Annotated in this window: 12 protein-coding genes; 10 read left to right on the top strand and 2 right to left on the bottom strand. The window is 63.2% G+C overall.

What is annotated here, in order from left to right; genetic code table 11:
* The first annotated feature begins 4 nt into the window (after window positions 1–4).
* The 4 genes from GWE18_RS33790 to GWE18_RS33775 are packed head-to-tail and all read left to right on the top strand — an operon-like array spanning window position 5 to window position 4,185.
* Window positions 5–667: a hydrogenase-4 component E gene (locus GWE18_RS33790; protein ID WP_212419042.1), complete on the top strand. Its 663-nt coding sequence runs from the start codon at window positions 5–7 to the stop codon at window positions 665–667.
* Complete coding sequence (locus tag GWE18_RS33785; protein ID WP_275189992.1) at window positions 664–2,115, top strand: hydrogenase 4 subunit F; 1,452 nt, start codon at window positions 664–666, stop codon at window positions 2,113–2,115. The genes GWE18_RS33790 and GWE18_RS33785 overlap by 4 nt, the downstream gene beginning before the upstream one ends.
* Window positions 2,116–2,127: 12 nt before the next feature.
* Window positions 2,128–3,639 (top strand): NADH-quinone oxidoreductase subunit C, encoded by a 1,512-nt coding sequence (locus GWE18_RS33780; RefSeq protein WP_275189991.1) that lies wholly within the window; start codon window positions 2,128–2,130, stop codon window positions 3,637–3,639.
* 12 nt (window positions 3,640–3,651) lie between these two features.
* The gene (locus GWE18_RS33775; RefSeq protein WP_275189990.1) at window positions 3,652–4,185 is read left to right on the top strand and encodes an NADH-quinone oxidoreductase subunit B family protein; all 534 of its coding nucleotides are present in this window, start codon (window positions 3,652–3,654) and stop codon (window positions 4,183–4,185) included.
* A 6-nt stretch (window positions 4,186–4,191) separates the two neighbouring features.
* Here the strand turns inward: GWE18_RS33775 and GWE18_RS33770 are convergent, their stop codons facing one another.
* Window positions 4,192–4,530, bottom strand: coding sequence for a helix-turn-helix transcriptional regulator (locus GWE18_RS33770; RefSeq protein ID WP_275189989.1), 339 nt, complete (start codon window positions 4,528–4,530; stop codon window positions 4,192–4,194).
* Between the two features lie 158 nt (window positions 4,531–4,688).
* Window positions 4,689–5,480: a hypothetical protein gene (locus GWE18_RS33765; protein WP_275189988.1), complete on the bottom strand. Its 792-nt coding sequence runs from the start codon at window positions 5,478–5,480 to the stop codon at window positions 4,689–4,691.
* Window positions 5,481–5,793: 313 nt separating this feature from the next.
* On the opposite strand from GWE18_RS33765, the gene GWE18_RS33760 reads away from it, so the two are divergent.
* The 6 genes from GWE18_RS33760 to GWE18_RS33735 are packed head-to-tail and all read left to right on the top strand — an operon-like array spanning window position 5,794 to window position 12,825.
* Window positions 5,794–6,732 (top strand): ABC transporter permease, encoded by a 939-nt coding sequence (locus GWE18_RS33760; RefSeq protein WP_057851723.1) that lies wholly within the window; start codon window positions 5,794–5,796, stop codon window positions 6,730–6,732.
* Window positions 6,729–7,616: an ABC transporter permease gene (locus GWE18_RS33755; protein ID WP_057851724.1), complete on the top strand. Its 888-nt coding sequence runs from the start codon at window positions 6,729–6,731 to the stop codon at window positions 7,614–7,616. The genes GWE18_RS33760 and GWE18_RS33755 overlap by 4 nt, the downstream gene beginning before the upstream one ends.
* Entirely contained in the window at window positions 7,613–9,181 is a 1,569-nt protein-coding gene (locus tag GWE18_RS33750) for an ABC transporter substrate-binding protein (RefSeq protein WP_275189987.1), read from the top strand. Before GWE18_RS33755 ends, GWE18_RS33750 begins: the two co-directional genes overlap by 4 nt.
* A 16-nt stretch (window positions 9,182–9,197) precedes the next feature.
* A complete protein-coding gene (locus GWE18_RS33745) occupies window positions 9,198–10,769 on the top strand; it encodes an ABC transporter substrate-binding protein (protein WP_275189986.1) in 1,572 nt (523 codons plus the stop codon).
* Entirely contained in the window at window positions 10,769–11,749 is a 981-nt protein-coding gene (locus tag GWE18_RS33740; protein WP_275189985.1) for an ABC transporter ATP-binding protein, read from the top strand. Before GWE18_RS33745 ends, GWE18_RS33740 begins: the two co-directional genes overlap by 1 nt.
* Window positions 11,746–12,825: a dipeptide ABC transporter ATP-binding protein gene (locus GWE18_RS33735; RefSeq protein WP_275189984.1), complete on the top strand. Its 1,080-nt coding sequence runs from the start codon at window positions 11,746–11,748 to the stop codon at window positions 12,823–12,825. Before GWE18_RS33740 ends, GWE18_RS33735 begins: the two co-directional genes overlap by 4 nt.
* Window positions 12,826–12,909 lie beyond the last annotated feature (84 nt).

Here is a 12,909-nt window from a genome sequence, read left to right as displayed (position 1 = left end):
GCAGATGCACAGCCTCGCCTTCGACATTTCGCATACGCTGGCCGGCGGATTGGTGCTGATCAGCCTGATGATGCTGTATCAGGACCGTCTCTATTCGCTGCTCAACGTATTCGCGCTTCACGCCCTCGTGCTATCGCTCTCGGTCGCCTGGCAGGCCTTCATCCAGGATGCGCCCCATCTCTACGTCACCGCAGTCATCGCCCTGGTGTTCAAGGCGATCGTCATTCCGGTGGCGCTGCACCGGATCGTCAAGCAGCTCGGGATTCACCGCGACATCGAATCGGCCGTCGGAATCGGCCCGACCATGCTGGCCGGAATGGGGCTGGTCGCCCTCTCGCTCGTCCTGATGCTGCGGGTGACGAGCGACGCCGACCCGCTGGCGCGCGAAGATCTCGCCTTTGCGCTGTCGGTCGTGCTGCTCGGACTTCTCGTCATGGTGACGCGCCGCAATGCGGTCAGCCAGGTTGTCGGATTCATGTCGCTTGAAAACGGACTGGTGCTGGCGGCGACCGGCGCCAAGGGCATGCCGCTGGTCGTCGAGATCAGCGTCGCCTTCTCGATCCTGATCGCGTTCATCGTGATCGGCATCTTCCTGTTCCGAATTCGCGAGCGCTTCGATTCGGTGGATGTCTCCGCGCTCGACGACTTCCGGGGCGAACGCCGATGACCGTTCCGTTCTTCGACCCCGTCACGGCCGTCTTGCTGATCCCGATCTCTTCGGCGGCGCTACTGGCCGCCATGCCCGGCTACCGCCTGACGGCACGGCTGAACGTCGTTGCCAGTCTGGCGACATTCCTGTCTGCGCTCTCCCTGTTCATGGTCGAACGTCCCTCGCCCGGACCGTACGTGTTGATCGACGATCTGAACATCGTCTTCATCGTGCTCAATACCTTCGTGGGATTCACCACCAGCATCTTCAGCGCCAGCTATATCGCGCACGAGCTCGAAACCGGCCGGCTGACGCCGGTTTACCTGCGCTTCTACCACGCCATGTACCAGATCATGATGTTCGGCATGAATCTCGCGTTCGTGTCGAACAATATCGGCCTGATGTGGGTGGCGGTCGAACTCGCGACGCTGACGACGGTGCTGATGGTCGGCATCTATCGTACCCATGCGGCGCTCGAAGCCGCCTGGAAGTATTTCATCCTGGGCAGCGTCGGAATTGCGCTCGCTTTGTTCGGCACGATCCTGGTCTACATGGCGGCTCGCCCGGTGATGGGCGAAGGCCAGGACGGCATGGTCTGGACCCTGCTGGTCGAGCGCGCTGCGAACTTCGACGCGGCCCTGCTCAACGTCGCGTTCGTATTCCTGTTTCTCGGCTACGGCACCAAGGTCGGCCTCGCGCCGCTGCACGCCTGGTTGCCTGACGCACACGCCGAAGGTCCGACGCCGATATCGGCAGTGTTGTCGGGCCTCTTGCTGAACGTCGCGCTCTACGCGCTGCTGCGCTTCAAGATACTGCTCGCCGCCAACCCGGCCTCGATCGCGCCCGGCCCGCTGATGGTGACGATGGGCCTGGTCTCGCTGATCTTCGCGGCGTTCATGCTGTACCGGCGGCGCGACATCAAACGCCTATTCGCCTACTCCTCGATCGAACACATGGGCATCATCGTGTTCGCGTTCGGCATGGGCGGGCCGCTCGCCAATTTCGCCGGGCTGCTGCACATGGTGATGCATAGCCTGACCAAGTCGGCAATCTTCTACGCCGTCGGGCATATTTCGCAGATCAAGGGCACCCAGCGGATTTCGCGGATCCGCGGCCTGACCGTGACACATCCGGCGCTCGGCTGGGGACTGGTGGTAGGCGTCGTCGCAATCGCCGGGCTGCCGCCGCTCGGGATCTTCATGAGCGAGTTCCTGGTCGTGAGCTCGACCTTTGCACGGCAGCCGTTGCTCGCGATCGTGCTGGTATTCGGCCTGCTACTGGCCTTCGGCGCCTTGACGTTGCGCCTGACCAGCGTCGCCTTCGGCGAGCCGCGCGGCAGTACGGCCCCGGCCGACGCTTCGTACATTCCGATGTTTGCGCATCTCGCACTGGTATTGGGCGCAGGGATCTATCTTCCCGCCCCGCTGGTGGTCTGGTTCCAGCACGTGGCCCAGCTCCTTGGATAGGAACGAATTGACATGCCGTCGCTGATCGATCTGACGCTGGAGGGCCGCAAGGTCGGGCAACACGGCCCGTGGCCACGCGTCGTGGTCGATGCATCCGTCTGGACATTTGCCGCGAGCGAGCTGGCACATGGACGCTGGAGCCTGCTCGGCCTGTGGGGCGAGCCCGCAGCGGTTCACATGGCGATCATGGATGGACCGAGCGCAGAGATCGCGGTCGTCAGCCTGGATTGCCCCGACCGCACGTTTCCTTCCGTCGGCAAGCATCATCCGCCGGCGCTGCGGCTGGAACGGACCGTCAACGACCTGTTTGGATTGTTCGCTCAGGGCTCGCCCGACGCCCGCCCCTGGCTCGATCACAACCGCTGGGGCGTGCGCTTTCCATTGGGCGATCGCATCGACGCGTTGCCGCAGGCGACGCCGTACCGATTCCTCGCCGCGGAAGGCGACGGCCTGCACCAGATTGCGGTCGGCCCGGTGCATGCCGGTATCATCGAGCCCGGACATTTCCGCTTTACCGCGAGCGGCGAAACCGTGGTCCGGCTGGAGCAACGGCTCGGCTATGTCCACAAGGGAATCGACGGACTGATGACCGGCGCCAGCCTCGCGCGCGGTGTTCAACTCGCCGGCCGCACGTCGGGCGACAGCACTGTTGCCTACGCCTACGCGTTCTCGCGCGCGGCGGAAGCAGCCCTCGACCTCGTCGTGCCTGACCGCGCCGTGTTCCTGCGCGCGCTGCTGGCAGAACTCGAGCGGCTCGCCAACCATCTCGGCGACTTCGGGGCGATCTGTAACGATGCCTCCTTTACATTGATGCACGCGCATTGCGGCGTGTTGCGCGAGAGCGTACTGCGCGCCGCCGGCGCAGCCTTCGGCCATCGCCTGATGCGCGACATCATCGTGCCCGGCGGTGTCAGCCGCGACATCGGCAGTGGCGGGGCGGAAACCATCCAGGCCACGCTGGAAAATATTCGCCTGCGCTTTCCTGCGCTTGTCGAACTCTATGACAACACCGCGTCGCTACAGGATCGTACCGTCGATACCGGAACGCTCAAGCCGCCGCTCGCCCAGCAATATGCCGCCGGCGGCTATGTCGGCCGCGCTTCGGGCCGCTCGTTCGACGCGCGCCGGACGCTGGCCTATCCGCCGTACGACGCTTTGCGGTTCGACGTGCCTGTCCTCAGCGAGGGCGACGTCAACGCGCGCGTCTGGATCAGGATACGTGAAGTCGAACAAAGCATGTCGCTGATCGACCAGATCCTGAGCCGGCTTCCCGAGGGGCCGATATGCAAGGACGTCCCGCTTGGCGGGGAGGTGCGCGAGGGCATGGCGATCGTGGAGGGATTCCGCGGCGACGTTCTGGTCTGGCTGCGCCTGCGCAATGGCCTGATCGAACGATGCCATATGCGCGATCCGTCCTGGTTTCAATGGCCGCTACTGGAAGCTGTGATCGAGAACAACATCGTCGCCGACTTTCCGCTCTGCAACAAGTCGTTCAACTGCTCCTATTCGGGCCACGATCTCTAAGGAAGTGACAAGGTGCGCAAGCTGCTCTTCGAAAGCGTATTTCGCCAGCCGCTCACCGAGCGCGCGCCATCGCCCGATGACGCTGCAGTCGCGGAGCTTGCAACCGCGCTCGGACAGGCCGGGCGGCGACGGCTCGGCCGGAGCCTGTCGATCCGCGAGGTCGATGCTGGATCCTGCAACGGATGCGAGCTGGAAATTCACGCGCTCAACAACGCCTATTACGACGTCGAGCGGTTCGGCCTGCGGTTCGTCGCCTCGCCGCGTCATGCCGACGTCCTGATGGTGACAGGACCGGTGACGAAAAACATGCGTGAGGCGCTCGAACGCACCTATCACGCGACGCCGAATCCGAAATGGGTCGTCGCGGTCGGCGATTGCGCGCGGAACGGAGGATGTTTTGCCGGCAGCTATGCGGTCGTCGGCGGCGTCTGCGAGGTCATCCCGGTCGACCTGCACATTCCCGGCTGTCCGCCTGCCCCCACGGCCATGCTGCAAGGATTGCTGGCGCTGCTCGAACGCGCTGATACGGGCGCCGTTACGTCGTGAGGATCGCTATCTAACCCGCTCCAGCACCCTCTTCGGTTGACGGATGGTCTTGCTCTTTGTCTTGAGACTTGTCTTGGGATTTGTCTTGGGACTTGTGACATGTTCGCGAAGGCGCACGCCTCGCCCACCTGTCGCGCTCGCGGCACCCGGGTTGATCAGCTCGATCCCGGCGCTCTCGAGCGCGGAAACCAGTTTCATCAGGGAGTCGACGTTGGCGCGGATCACACCGTCGCTGGCTTCCATGCGCTGGATGGTCGGCACCGAGAGATCAGCCAGCTCGGCCATTTGCCGCTGATCGATGCTCAGAAGCGCGCGCGCGGCCCTGAGTTGATTGGCGGTAATCATGGGAAGTTCTCCCGGTTCGGAAGCGGATATATTTATCCTATCTGAATTACTGTCTCAAGCATCAACTTAGAGGTTCAGTATATCAAGCAGGAGATCGCACGCGGTCTCACCACGATTGGCATCCGATTCATGACATGATAAGCGATGTCTCATACATCCTATTTGATGCATGGTGCTGTCAGGTGCGGTTGCTGGGGCGTTATCAGGGCAGGAATGGCGCAATCGAAATTGTCGAATGCTCCACGGATGGAACGCGGATCTATTTCGAGGAAGGCATCAGGCAGAGCCAGGCAACGCCCGACGGCGAGAGCGTCTTCAGCTATGTCAGGCTCATGGACGAACTCCTGGATCGCGCGACGAACGTTCTCGTCCTGGGATGCGGCGGCGGAAATCTCGCCACCAGGCTGGCGCGTCTCGGAAAGGAGCTGACGATCGTCGACAACAATCCGATCAGCTTCGTGATCGCTCAGAGATATTTTGGACTGCCGGATGGATTGCCGCTGATGGTGTCCGACTTCCGGAAATTCGTTCTCGATGACGATCTCCTTTACGACGGGATTGCCATCGATGTCGGCGGGCCGGATTTTCGCTTTGATGATGAATTCGACGTCGAGACGTGCGACGCCATCCGCGCCCGGTTGGCGCCGGGCGGCCGCATCATCATGAACGTGTTGGTCGCGAACGACATCGACCCGATACCCGATCGCATCGCCGCTCGGCTTGCCGGCGACCGGCTGGGAACTTGGATCATCGACGAGCAAGGCGTCCAGGATCGAAATGCGATCATAGCATGCGTGCCGGAAAAACAGTTGAACGCACGTCCGGCGCTTGCCGAGGTGATGCAAAACAGCCTCGAGCGATGGTCGATCCGGCGAGGCAGATTGCGCGGTCGCGACCTCGGCGCCATGTATTTCGCCGCTGACAGATAACCAGCCGCGCGCCGCGCTCATGTTCTGTTGCGCGATCCCTGCAAGTTCCAGCGAACGGTATCGCAACCTTCGATTGGTGTCTGGACGCAAAACTGGCCGCCCAAATTTCGCGACACGGACTTCTTGCATTGCAAGAAGTCGTTACAGCCAGCGCAAAAGGACGCAGTCGAAGCGAACTGGCAGATTGGGCGTGACGCCGCCTCTCTCAGGTGTCAGTATCCAAGCATAATCAAAAGCCGTGCACGTCGGACGAAGTGCGGCTGCCGAGGGGGAAATAAAAGCGTCGGCGTGGGCGCGCACGCCTCCTTTGGCCCAACCGGTCCGTTGGCGTCGCATGGGACAACAGATCGTCCATCGTCTGCTGATTTCGTTCCCCGCCTTGCTCGGGGTTCTCTTCCTCTGCTTTTGTCTGTTGCAGGTCGTGCCCGCCGATCCGGCGATGATCATCGCGGGACCTGATGCCAAGGCCGAGACCATCGCCGCGATCCGCCAGGAACTCGGCCTCGACAGATCCATTCCGATCCAGTTCTTCGAATACATCCTGCGTGTGCTGCGTGGCGATCTCGGCCGCTCCATCATTTCCAATCGGATGGTGAGCGAGGAACTGGCGATGACCATCGGGCCTACGATCGAGTTGATGCTGGGCGCGATGCTGATCGCAGTGCCGAGCGGGCTCGCGCTGGGCACGCTGGCGGCAGTCAATCGCGGCCGCCTCGCCGATCGCGTCATCATGGCCTGCTCGGTCGCAGGCGTATCGATGCCGGTGTTTTTCATCGGCCTGATCCTGATCCAGTATGTCGGGTTCAAGTGGGCACTGCTGCCGTTCACCGGCCGCACCGGCCCGGTATGGGACGGCGGATTACCAAGCCTGATCCTGCCGGCATTGACCTTGGGCGCAGTACTGATCGGCCCGATCGCGCGGTTGACGCGCACCGCCGTTCTCGAAGTGCTCGGCGCCGATTTCGTGCGCACGGCGCGCGCCAAGGGATTGCGTGAGTCGGTCGTGATCATCCACCACGCGCTGCGTAACGCCATGATCCCCGTCGTCACCCTGATCGGGCTGCAGGCGGCGTTCCTGCTTGGCGGCGCCGTGGTCACTGAAACCATGTTCTCGTGGCCCGGCGTCGGCCGGCTCGCGGTCGGTGCCATCGTCTCCAGCGATTTTCCGACCGCGCAGGGCGCGATCATGATCCTCGCCGTCGCCTTTCTGTCGATCAACCTGCTGGTCGATGTGCTCTACGTCTATCTCGATCCGAGGGTGCAGCGCAGATGACCGTCGAGGCTCTCGAGCAAGGCTTTGCACAGGAGCGCGAAATCGCCGCGTTTGCCCGTGCCGGGGTGCTGCGCCGCCTGGCGCGCGACCGCGTGGCGGCCACAGCCGGGCTGGTGCTCACGGTGATCGTGTTCGCAGCGCTGTTTGCGCCATGGATCACGCCGTACGATCCCTACTTCACCGACCTTACCAAGGTGATGCAGCCACCCGATGCCGAGCACTGGTTCGGCACCGACAACACAGGCCGCGACATCTTAACCCGCGTCATCTACGGCACACGCAACACGCTCATGCTCGGGCTGGTCGGCGTGATCGTCGGCGGTTTCATCGGCGGCGTTCTCGGCATCCTCGCTGCCTACTATCGGCGGCTGGACGGCTGGATCATGCGGCTGGTCGACGTGATGCTCGCCTTTCCCGCGATCCTGATCGGGCTGGCGGTCGCTGCGATCTTCGGCGCCGGGCTGACGGCCGTGGTGATTGCGCTCGTCGTCGCCACCGTGCCCGACGTCGCGCGGGTCGCGCGGGGCGCAGCGATCGGCGTGATGGGCCAGGAGTTCATGGAGGCCGGGCGCGCTGTCGGCGTATCCGACGGCGAACTGATCTGGCGCTACCTGACGCTCAACTGCATTTCGACGATCTTCGTGTTCCTGACGCTGCGCTTCGGCCAGATCATCCTGATCGGCGCCGCTCTCGGCTTCCTCGGCATGGGCGCGCAGCCGCCCACCGCCGAGCTCGGCATGATGGCGGCACAGGGGCGCGACTTCCTGTTCATGGCGCCGCACATCGCGACGATCCCAAGCTGTGCCATCTTCGTGATCGTGCTGGCCGCCAACCTTCTGGGCGACGCATTCCGCGACGTCCTCGATCCGAGGTTACAGACATGATCAGGATCGCATTGGGAGTGTCATTGGCATTGGGCATCGCGGGTCCGGCATCGGCCCAGACGCTCAACCTGATGAAGGGAATCGACGCGCCGCATTACGATGCGCAGCGCACCACCTGGGGGCCGACCTCCGATATCGTCAACATGTTCCAGGACACGCTGGTAGCGCTCGACTGGGACGGCCGGACGCCGGTTCCCTATCTCGCCAAATCATGGACGATCAGCGAGGACGGCAGGACCTATACGTTCAAGCTGCGCGACGATGTGTCGTTCTGCAGCGGCAAGAAATTCACCGCCGATGACGTCGTCTACAGCTTCAAGCGGCTCAAGGATCCCGCGATCAAGGCGCCCTATGCCTGGCGCGCTGGCAACATCAAGGAGCTGCGCGCGACTGATCCCTACACCGTCGAATATGAGCTCGACGAGCCCTACTCCGAACTGCTGCTGCAGCTCACCATGTTCACCAACGTCATCCACAACAAGGAGAGCGTCGAGGCGCTGGGCAAGGATTACGGCATCAAGGGCGCCGACGGCACCGGACCCTGGTGTTTCGAGAGCTGGCAGCCGCGCACCGAAATCGTGCTCAAGCGCCACGACGCCTACCGATGGGGCCCCTCGATGTACAAGAACAAGGGCCCGGTAAAATTCGAAAAGCTCAGCGTCAAGATCATGCCCGAGGAGTCCAGCCGCGTCGCGGCGATGATGGCCGGGCAGTTCGATATCACCCATCAATTCCCGCCGCAGTTCATCGCCCAGGCCAGGACTGCGCCGATGCTGAATGTCACCGAAGCGAAGCCGAACTTCCAACTGCTCTATTTCGGCTTCAAGACGACACGGCCGATGGTCTTGGACCGGCGCGTGCGCGAGGCGATGAGCATCGCCATCAACCGCGCGGAGATCGCCAAGGGCGTCCTGCTCGGCAATGCCGATCCGGCTTTCACCATCGTCGATTCCGACGCGCTGGATTTCGACGCCAACACCAAGGGAATCGTGAAGGAGGACATCGAACGCGCAAAGTCGCTGCTCGATGAAGCCGGCTGGAAGATGGGCAGCGACGGCGTCCGTGAGAAGGACGGCATCAAGCTGCAGCCCAAGGTCTACTACACCCAGGCCGGCAATACACCGCGCGTCGCCGAAGCGATCCAGGGCTACCTGCGCCGCATCGGCGTGCAGTGGCAGCTCCAGCCCTGGGACTCCACGATCGCCTCGGCCAAGATGGCCGAACAAGATTATGAAATCTGGTCGGTGACGGTGCCTTATTTGTCGGCCGGCGACCTCATGAACATCTACTTCGACTCGCGCAACATCCCGACCCCCAACCGGATGAACTGGAAGGATGCCGAGACCGACGAGTGGCTCAAACAGGGCCGCTCGGCGCTGACCGAGGCCGAGCGCATCAAATATTACGCGATGGTGCAGCAAAAGGTGATGCGCGAACACCTCTGGATGCCGGTGCTCAACATCAACATGAACCAGGTGGCCAACAAGAAGATCACCGATGCCAGGCCGCACATGATCTACCAGAACACCTTCTACAAGGGGCTGGACGTGTCGCGCCAGAAATAACAAGGGAGAGAACACGATGCGCAGCATTTTGACGGGCGTTGTGGCGCTGCTGGGAGCGGCCGGAATGTGCTCGGCTGCCGAGGCGCAGACCTTGCGGGTGATGAAGTCGCTGGACGCGCCGCATTACGACGGCCAGCGCACGACCTGGTCGCCGACGTCGGATATCGTCAACATGTTCCAGGATACGCTGGTGGCGCTCGACTGGGACGGCAAGACGGCGATCCCCTACCTCGCCAAGTCGTGGACGATCAGCGAGGACGGCAGAACCTATACCTTCAAGCTGCGCGACGACGTCACGTTCTGCAGCGGCAAGAAGTTCACCGCCGCCGACGTCATCTACAGCTTCAAGCGGCTGAAGGACCCCGAAACCAAGGCGCCCTACCATTGGCGCGCCGGCGACATCAAGGAGCTACGCGCGCCCGATCCTTATACCGTCGAGTACGAACTCAACGAACCCTACTCCGAACTGCTGCTGCAGCTCACCATGTATACCAACGCGATCCACAACAAGGAGAGCGTCGAGACGCTGGGCAAAGACTACGGCATCAAGGGAATCGACGGCACCGGACCGTGGTGCTTCGAGAGCTGGCAGCCGCGCACGGAAATCGTGCTGAAGCGCCACGACGCCTACAAATGGGGCCCGTCAATGTACAAGAACAAGGGACCCGTGAAATTCGAAAAACTCAGCATCAAGATCGTGCCGGAGGACGCCAGCCGCGTCGCCGCCATCATGGGCGGTCAGTTCGACCTCACCCACCAGGTTCCGCTGCAGTTCATCCAGCAGGTCAAGGCTGCGCCCAACCTGACCGTCCAGGAAGCCAAGCCGAACTTCCAGCTCATGTATTACGGCTACAAGATCACGCGCCCGATGGTTGCGGATAAGCGCGTGCGCGAGGCGATGAACATCGCCATCAACCGCGCCGACATCGTGAAGGGCGTCATGCTGGGCAACGCCGAGCCGGCGCTCACCTTCGTCGATCCCAAGGCGCTCGACTTCGCCGAGAAAACCAAGGGCGTCATCAAGGAAGACGTCGAACGCGCCAAGAAGCTTTTGGACGAAGCCGGCTGGAAGGTCGGGGCCGACGGCATCCGTGAGAAGGACGGCGTCAAGCTGGCACCCCGTGTGCTGTTCACGCAGGTCACCTACTTCCCGCGCGTCTCCGAAGCCATTCAAGGCTACATGCGCAAGATCGGCGTCGACTGGAAGATCGTGGGCTTCGACTCCACGATTGCGCCTGCCGAGATGGGCAAGCAGGACTACGAGCTGTGGACCGTGACGGTGCCCTATCTGTCGGCGGGCGAGCTGATGAACATCTATTTCAACTCGAAGAACGTTCCGACTCCCAATCGCATGAACTGGAAGGACGACGAGACGGACGAGTGGCTGCGCGCCGGCCGCGCCGCGTTGACCGACGCCGAGCGCGCGCTCAACTACGCGCGCGTGCAGGAGAAGGTCATGAACGAGCATCTGTGGATGCCGGTGATGAACGTCGCCATGTACACGACGAGTTCGAAGAAGCTGAAGGATGTGCGGCCGCACATGCTCTATCAGAACACCTTCTACAAGGGCCTGGATTACTCGTTCTAATGGACAATCTTCTCGAGGTTCGCGGCCTGAAGACCCACTTCGCGACGGATCGCGGACTGTTCCGCGCCGTTGACGGCATCAGCTTCAGCGTTCCCCGGGGACGCACGATCGGCCTGGTCGGCGAGTCCGGCTGTGGCAAGAGCGTGACGTCGCTGTCGGTGATGGGCCTGGTGCCGAGCCCGCCGGGCAAGGTCGAGGCCGAGGCGGTGCTGTTCGGCAACCGCGACGTGCTGCGGCTTTCGACCGATGAGCGCCGCAGGCTGCGCGGCGGCAAGATGTCGATGATCTTCCAGGAGCCGATGACTTCGCTCAACCCGGTCCACACCGTGGGCCAGCAGATCGTCGAGGCGATCCTGGCCCACACCACGATGTCGCCGCGCGCCGCCAAGGCGCGCGCGATCGAAATGCTCGAGCTGGTGCGGATTCCCTCGCCGGCGCAGCGCATCGATGACTATCCGCACAACATGTCGGGCGGCATGCGCCAGCGCGTCATGATTGCGATGGCGCTGAGTTGCGAGCCGGCGCTGCTGATCGCCGACGAACCGACGACGGCGCTCGACGTCACCATTCAGGCCCAGATCCTCGACCTCCTGAGCGACCTGCAGCAGCGGCTCGGCATGGCCATCCTGATCATCACCCATGATCTCGGTGTCATCGCCGAGGTCGCCGACCAGGTGCTGGTGATGTATGCCGGCCGCATCGTCGAGAGCGCCGACGTCAACGACCTGTTCGCCGACCCGCAGCATCCCTACACGATCGGCCTGCTCGGCTCGATCCCGCGCATCGACGTCGACCGCAAGCGCCTCGCCACCATCGAAGGCACGGTGCCCAGTCCGAACAACCAACCGGCAGGCTGTCGGTTCGCGCCGCGCTGTCCGTTCGCGGACCAGCGCTGCAGGCTTGATCCGCCGCCGCTGCGCGATATTGCGCCTGGTCACCAAGTGGCGTGCTGGAAAGCGCCGGTCGAGGTGACGTCATGAGCGATGCCCCGGTCCTTCAGGTCGACCGCCTGGTCAAGCATTTTGCGGTCACGCGCGGGCTCATCCGCCGCAAGGTGATCGGGCTCGTGCGCGCCGTCGAAGATGTGAGCTTCGAGATCGCCCGCGGCGAGACGCTGGCGCTGGTCGGCGAATCCGGCTGTGGCAAGTCGACCACCGGACGTCTGATATTGCGTTTGATGGACCCGACGTCAGGCTCGGTGCGTTTCAAGGGCCAGGAGATCGCAAACCTCGACAAGGATTCGCTGCGCCGGATGCGCCGGCACATGCAGATCATCTTCCAGGATCCCTACGCCTCCCTCAATCCGCGCATGACGGTCGGCGAGATCCTGGCCGAGCCGCTGCGGGTCCACGAGATCGGCGACGACGCATCGCGCGAGGCGCGCGGCCGCGAGCTCCTGGAAATCGTCGGCCTGCTGCCCGAACATGCCAGGCGCTATCCGCACCAGTTCTCGGGCGGGCAACGGCAGCGCATCGGCATTGCCCGTGCGCTGGCCGCCAATCCCGACCTGATCGTCTGCGACGAGCCGGTGTCGGCGCTGGACGTTTCGATCCAGGCGCAGATCGTCAACCTCCTGCAGAATCTACAGCAGCGCTTCGGCCTCTCCTATCTGTTCATCGCCCATGATCTTGCCGTGGTGAAGCACATCAGCGACCGCGTCGCGGTGATGTATTTGGGCAAGCTGGTCGAGATCGCGGACAAGAAAACGCTCTACGACCGGCCGTTGCACCCGTATACCCAGGCGCTGCTGGCGGCGATCCCAAAACCTGATCCTGCCTTGCGCACCAAACGGGTCATGCTGCAGGGCGACGTGCCGAGCCCGTTCAGGCCGCCGACCGGCTGCCGCTTCCACACCCGCTGCCCGCATGCGCAGGCACGCTGCTCGGCCGAGGAGCCGACGCTGCGCGAGGCGGCGCCCGGCCACCGCGTGGCCTGTCATTTTTTCGAGACGCTGCCCATCCCCACGATCATCGCGCGGGCCGGCCTCGCCAACGGCAAATTCGCCGAGCGACTGGCGGCCTTCGAGGCCGCCAAGGCGGCGCGGGTGCCGGGCTGAGCCAGAGCGGGTTGGGAAGGCCCAGGCACAATATTGCGAAAACAACCCCATGCAAAGTAGAATGGGGCCCTACTCGCAGCACTT

The organism is Bradyrhizobium sp. CSA112 (genome assembly GCF_029051645.1).
GTDB lineage: Bacteria > Pseudomonadota > Alphaproteobacteria > Rhizobiales > Xanthobacteraceae > Bradyrhizobium.
The sequence above is the reverse complement of the archived record's forward strand: the minus strand, read 5'-3'. Positions and strand labels throughout refer to the sequence as shown.

What these genes read in the sequence shown, in the direction of transcription:
- GWE18_RS33790 (WP_212419042.1), top strand. Translation starts at nt 5, where the DNA reads ATGCACAGCCTCGCCTTCGACATTTCGCATACGCTGGCCGGCGGATTG.
- GWE18_RS33785 (WP_275189992.1), top strand. Translation starts at nt 664, where the DNA reads ATGACCGTTCCGTTCTTCGACCCCGTCACGGCCGTCTTGCTGATCCCG.
- GWE18_RS33780 (WP_275189991.1), top strand. Translation starts at nt 2,128, where the DNA reads ATGCCGTCGCTGATCGATCTGACGCTGGAGGGCCGCAAGGTCGGGCAA.
- GWE18_RS33770 (WP_275189989.1), bottom strand. Translation starts at nt 4,530, where the DNA reads ATGATTACCGCCAATCAACTCAGGGCCGCGCGCGCGCTTCTGAGCATC.
- GWE18_RS33765 (WP_275189988.1), bottom strand. Translation starts at nt 5,480, where the DNA reads ATGAGCGCGGCGCGCGGCTGGTTATCTGTCAGCGGCGAAATACATGGC.
- GWE18_RS33760 (WP_057851723.1), top strand. Translation starts at nt 5,794, where the DNA reads ATGGGACAACAGATCGTCCATCGTCTGCTGATTTCGTTCCCCGCCTTG.
- GWE18_RS33755 (WP_057851724.1), top strand. Translation starts at nt 6,729, where the DNA reads ATGACCGTCGAGGCTCTCGAGCAAGGCTTTGCACAGGAGCGCGAAATC.
- GWE18_RS33750 (WP_275189987.1), top strand. Translation starts at nt 7,613, where the DNA reads ATGATCAGGATCGCATTGGGAGTGTCATTGGCATTGGGCATCGCGGGT.
- GWE18_RS33745 (WP_275189986.1), top strand. Translation starts at nt 9,198, where the DNA reads ATGCGCAGCATTTTGACGGGCGTTGTGGCGCTGCTGGGAGCGGCCGGA.
- GWE18_RS33740 (WP_275189985.1), top strand. Translation starts at nt 10,769, where the DNA reads ATGGACAATCTTCTCGAGGTTCGCGGCCTGAAGACCCACTTCGCGACG.
- GWE18_RS33735 (WP_275189984.1), top strand. Translation starts at nt 11,746, where the DNA reads ATGAGCGATGCCCCGGTCCTTCAGGTCGACCGCCTGGTCAAGCATTTT.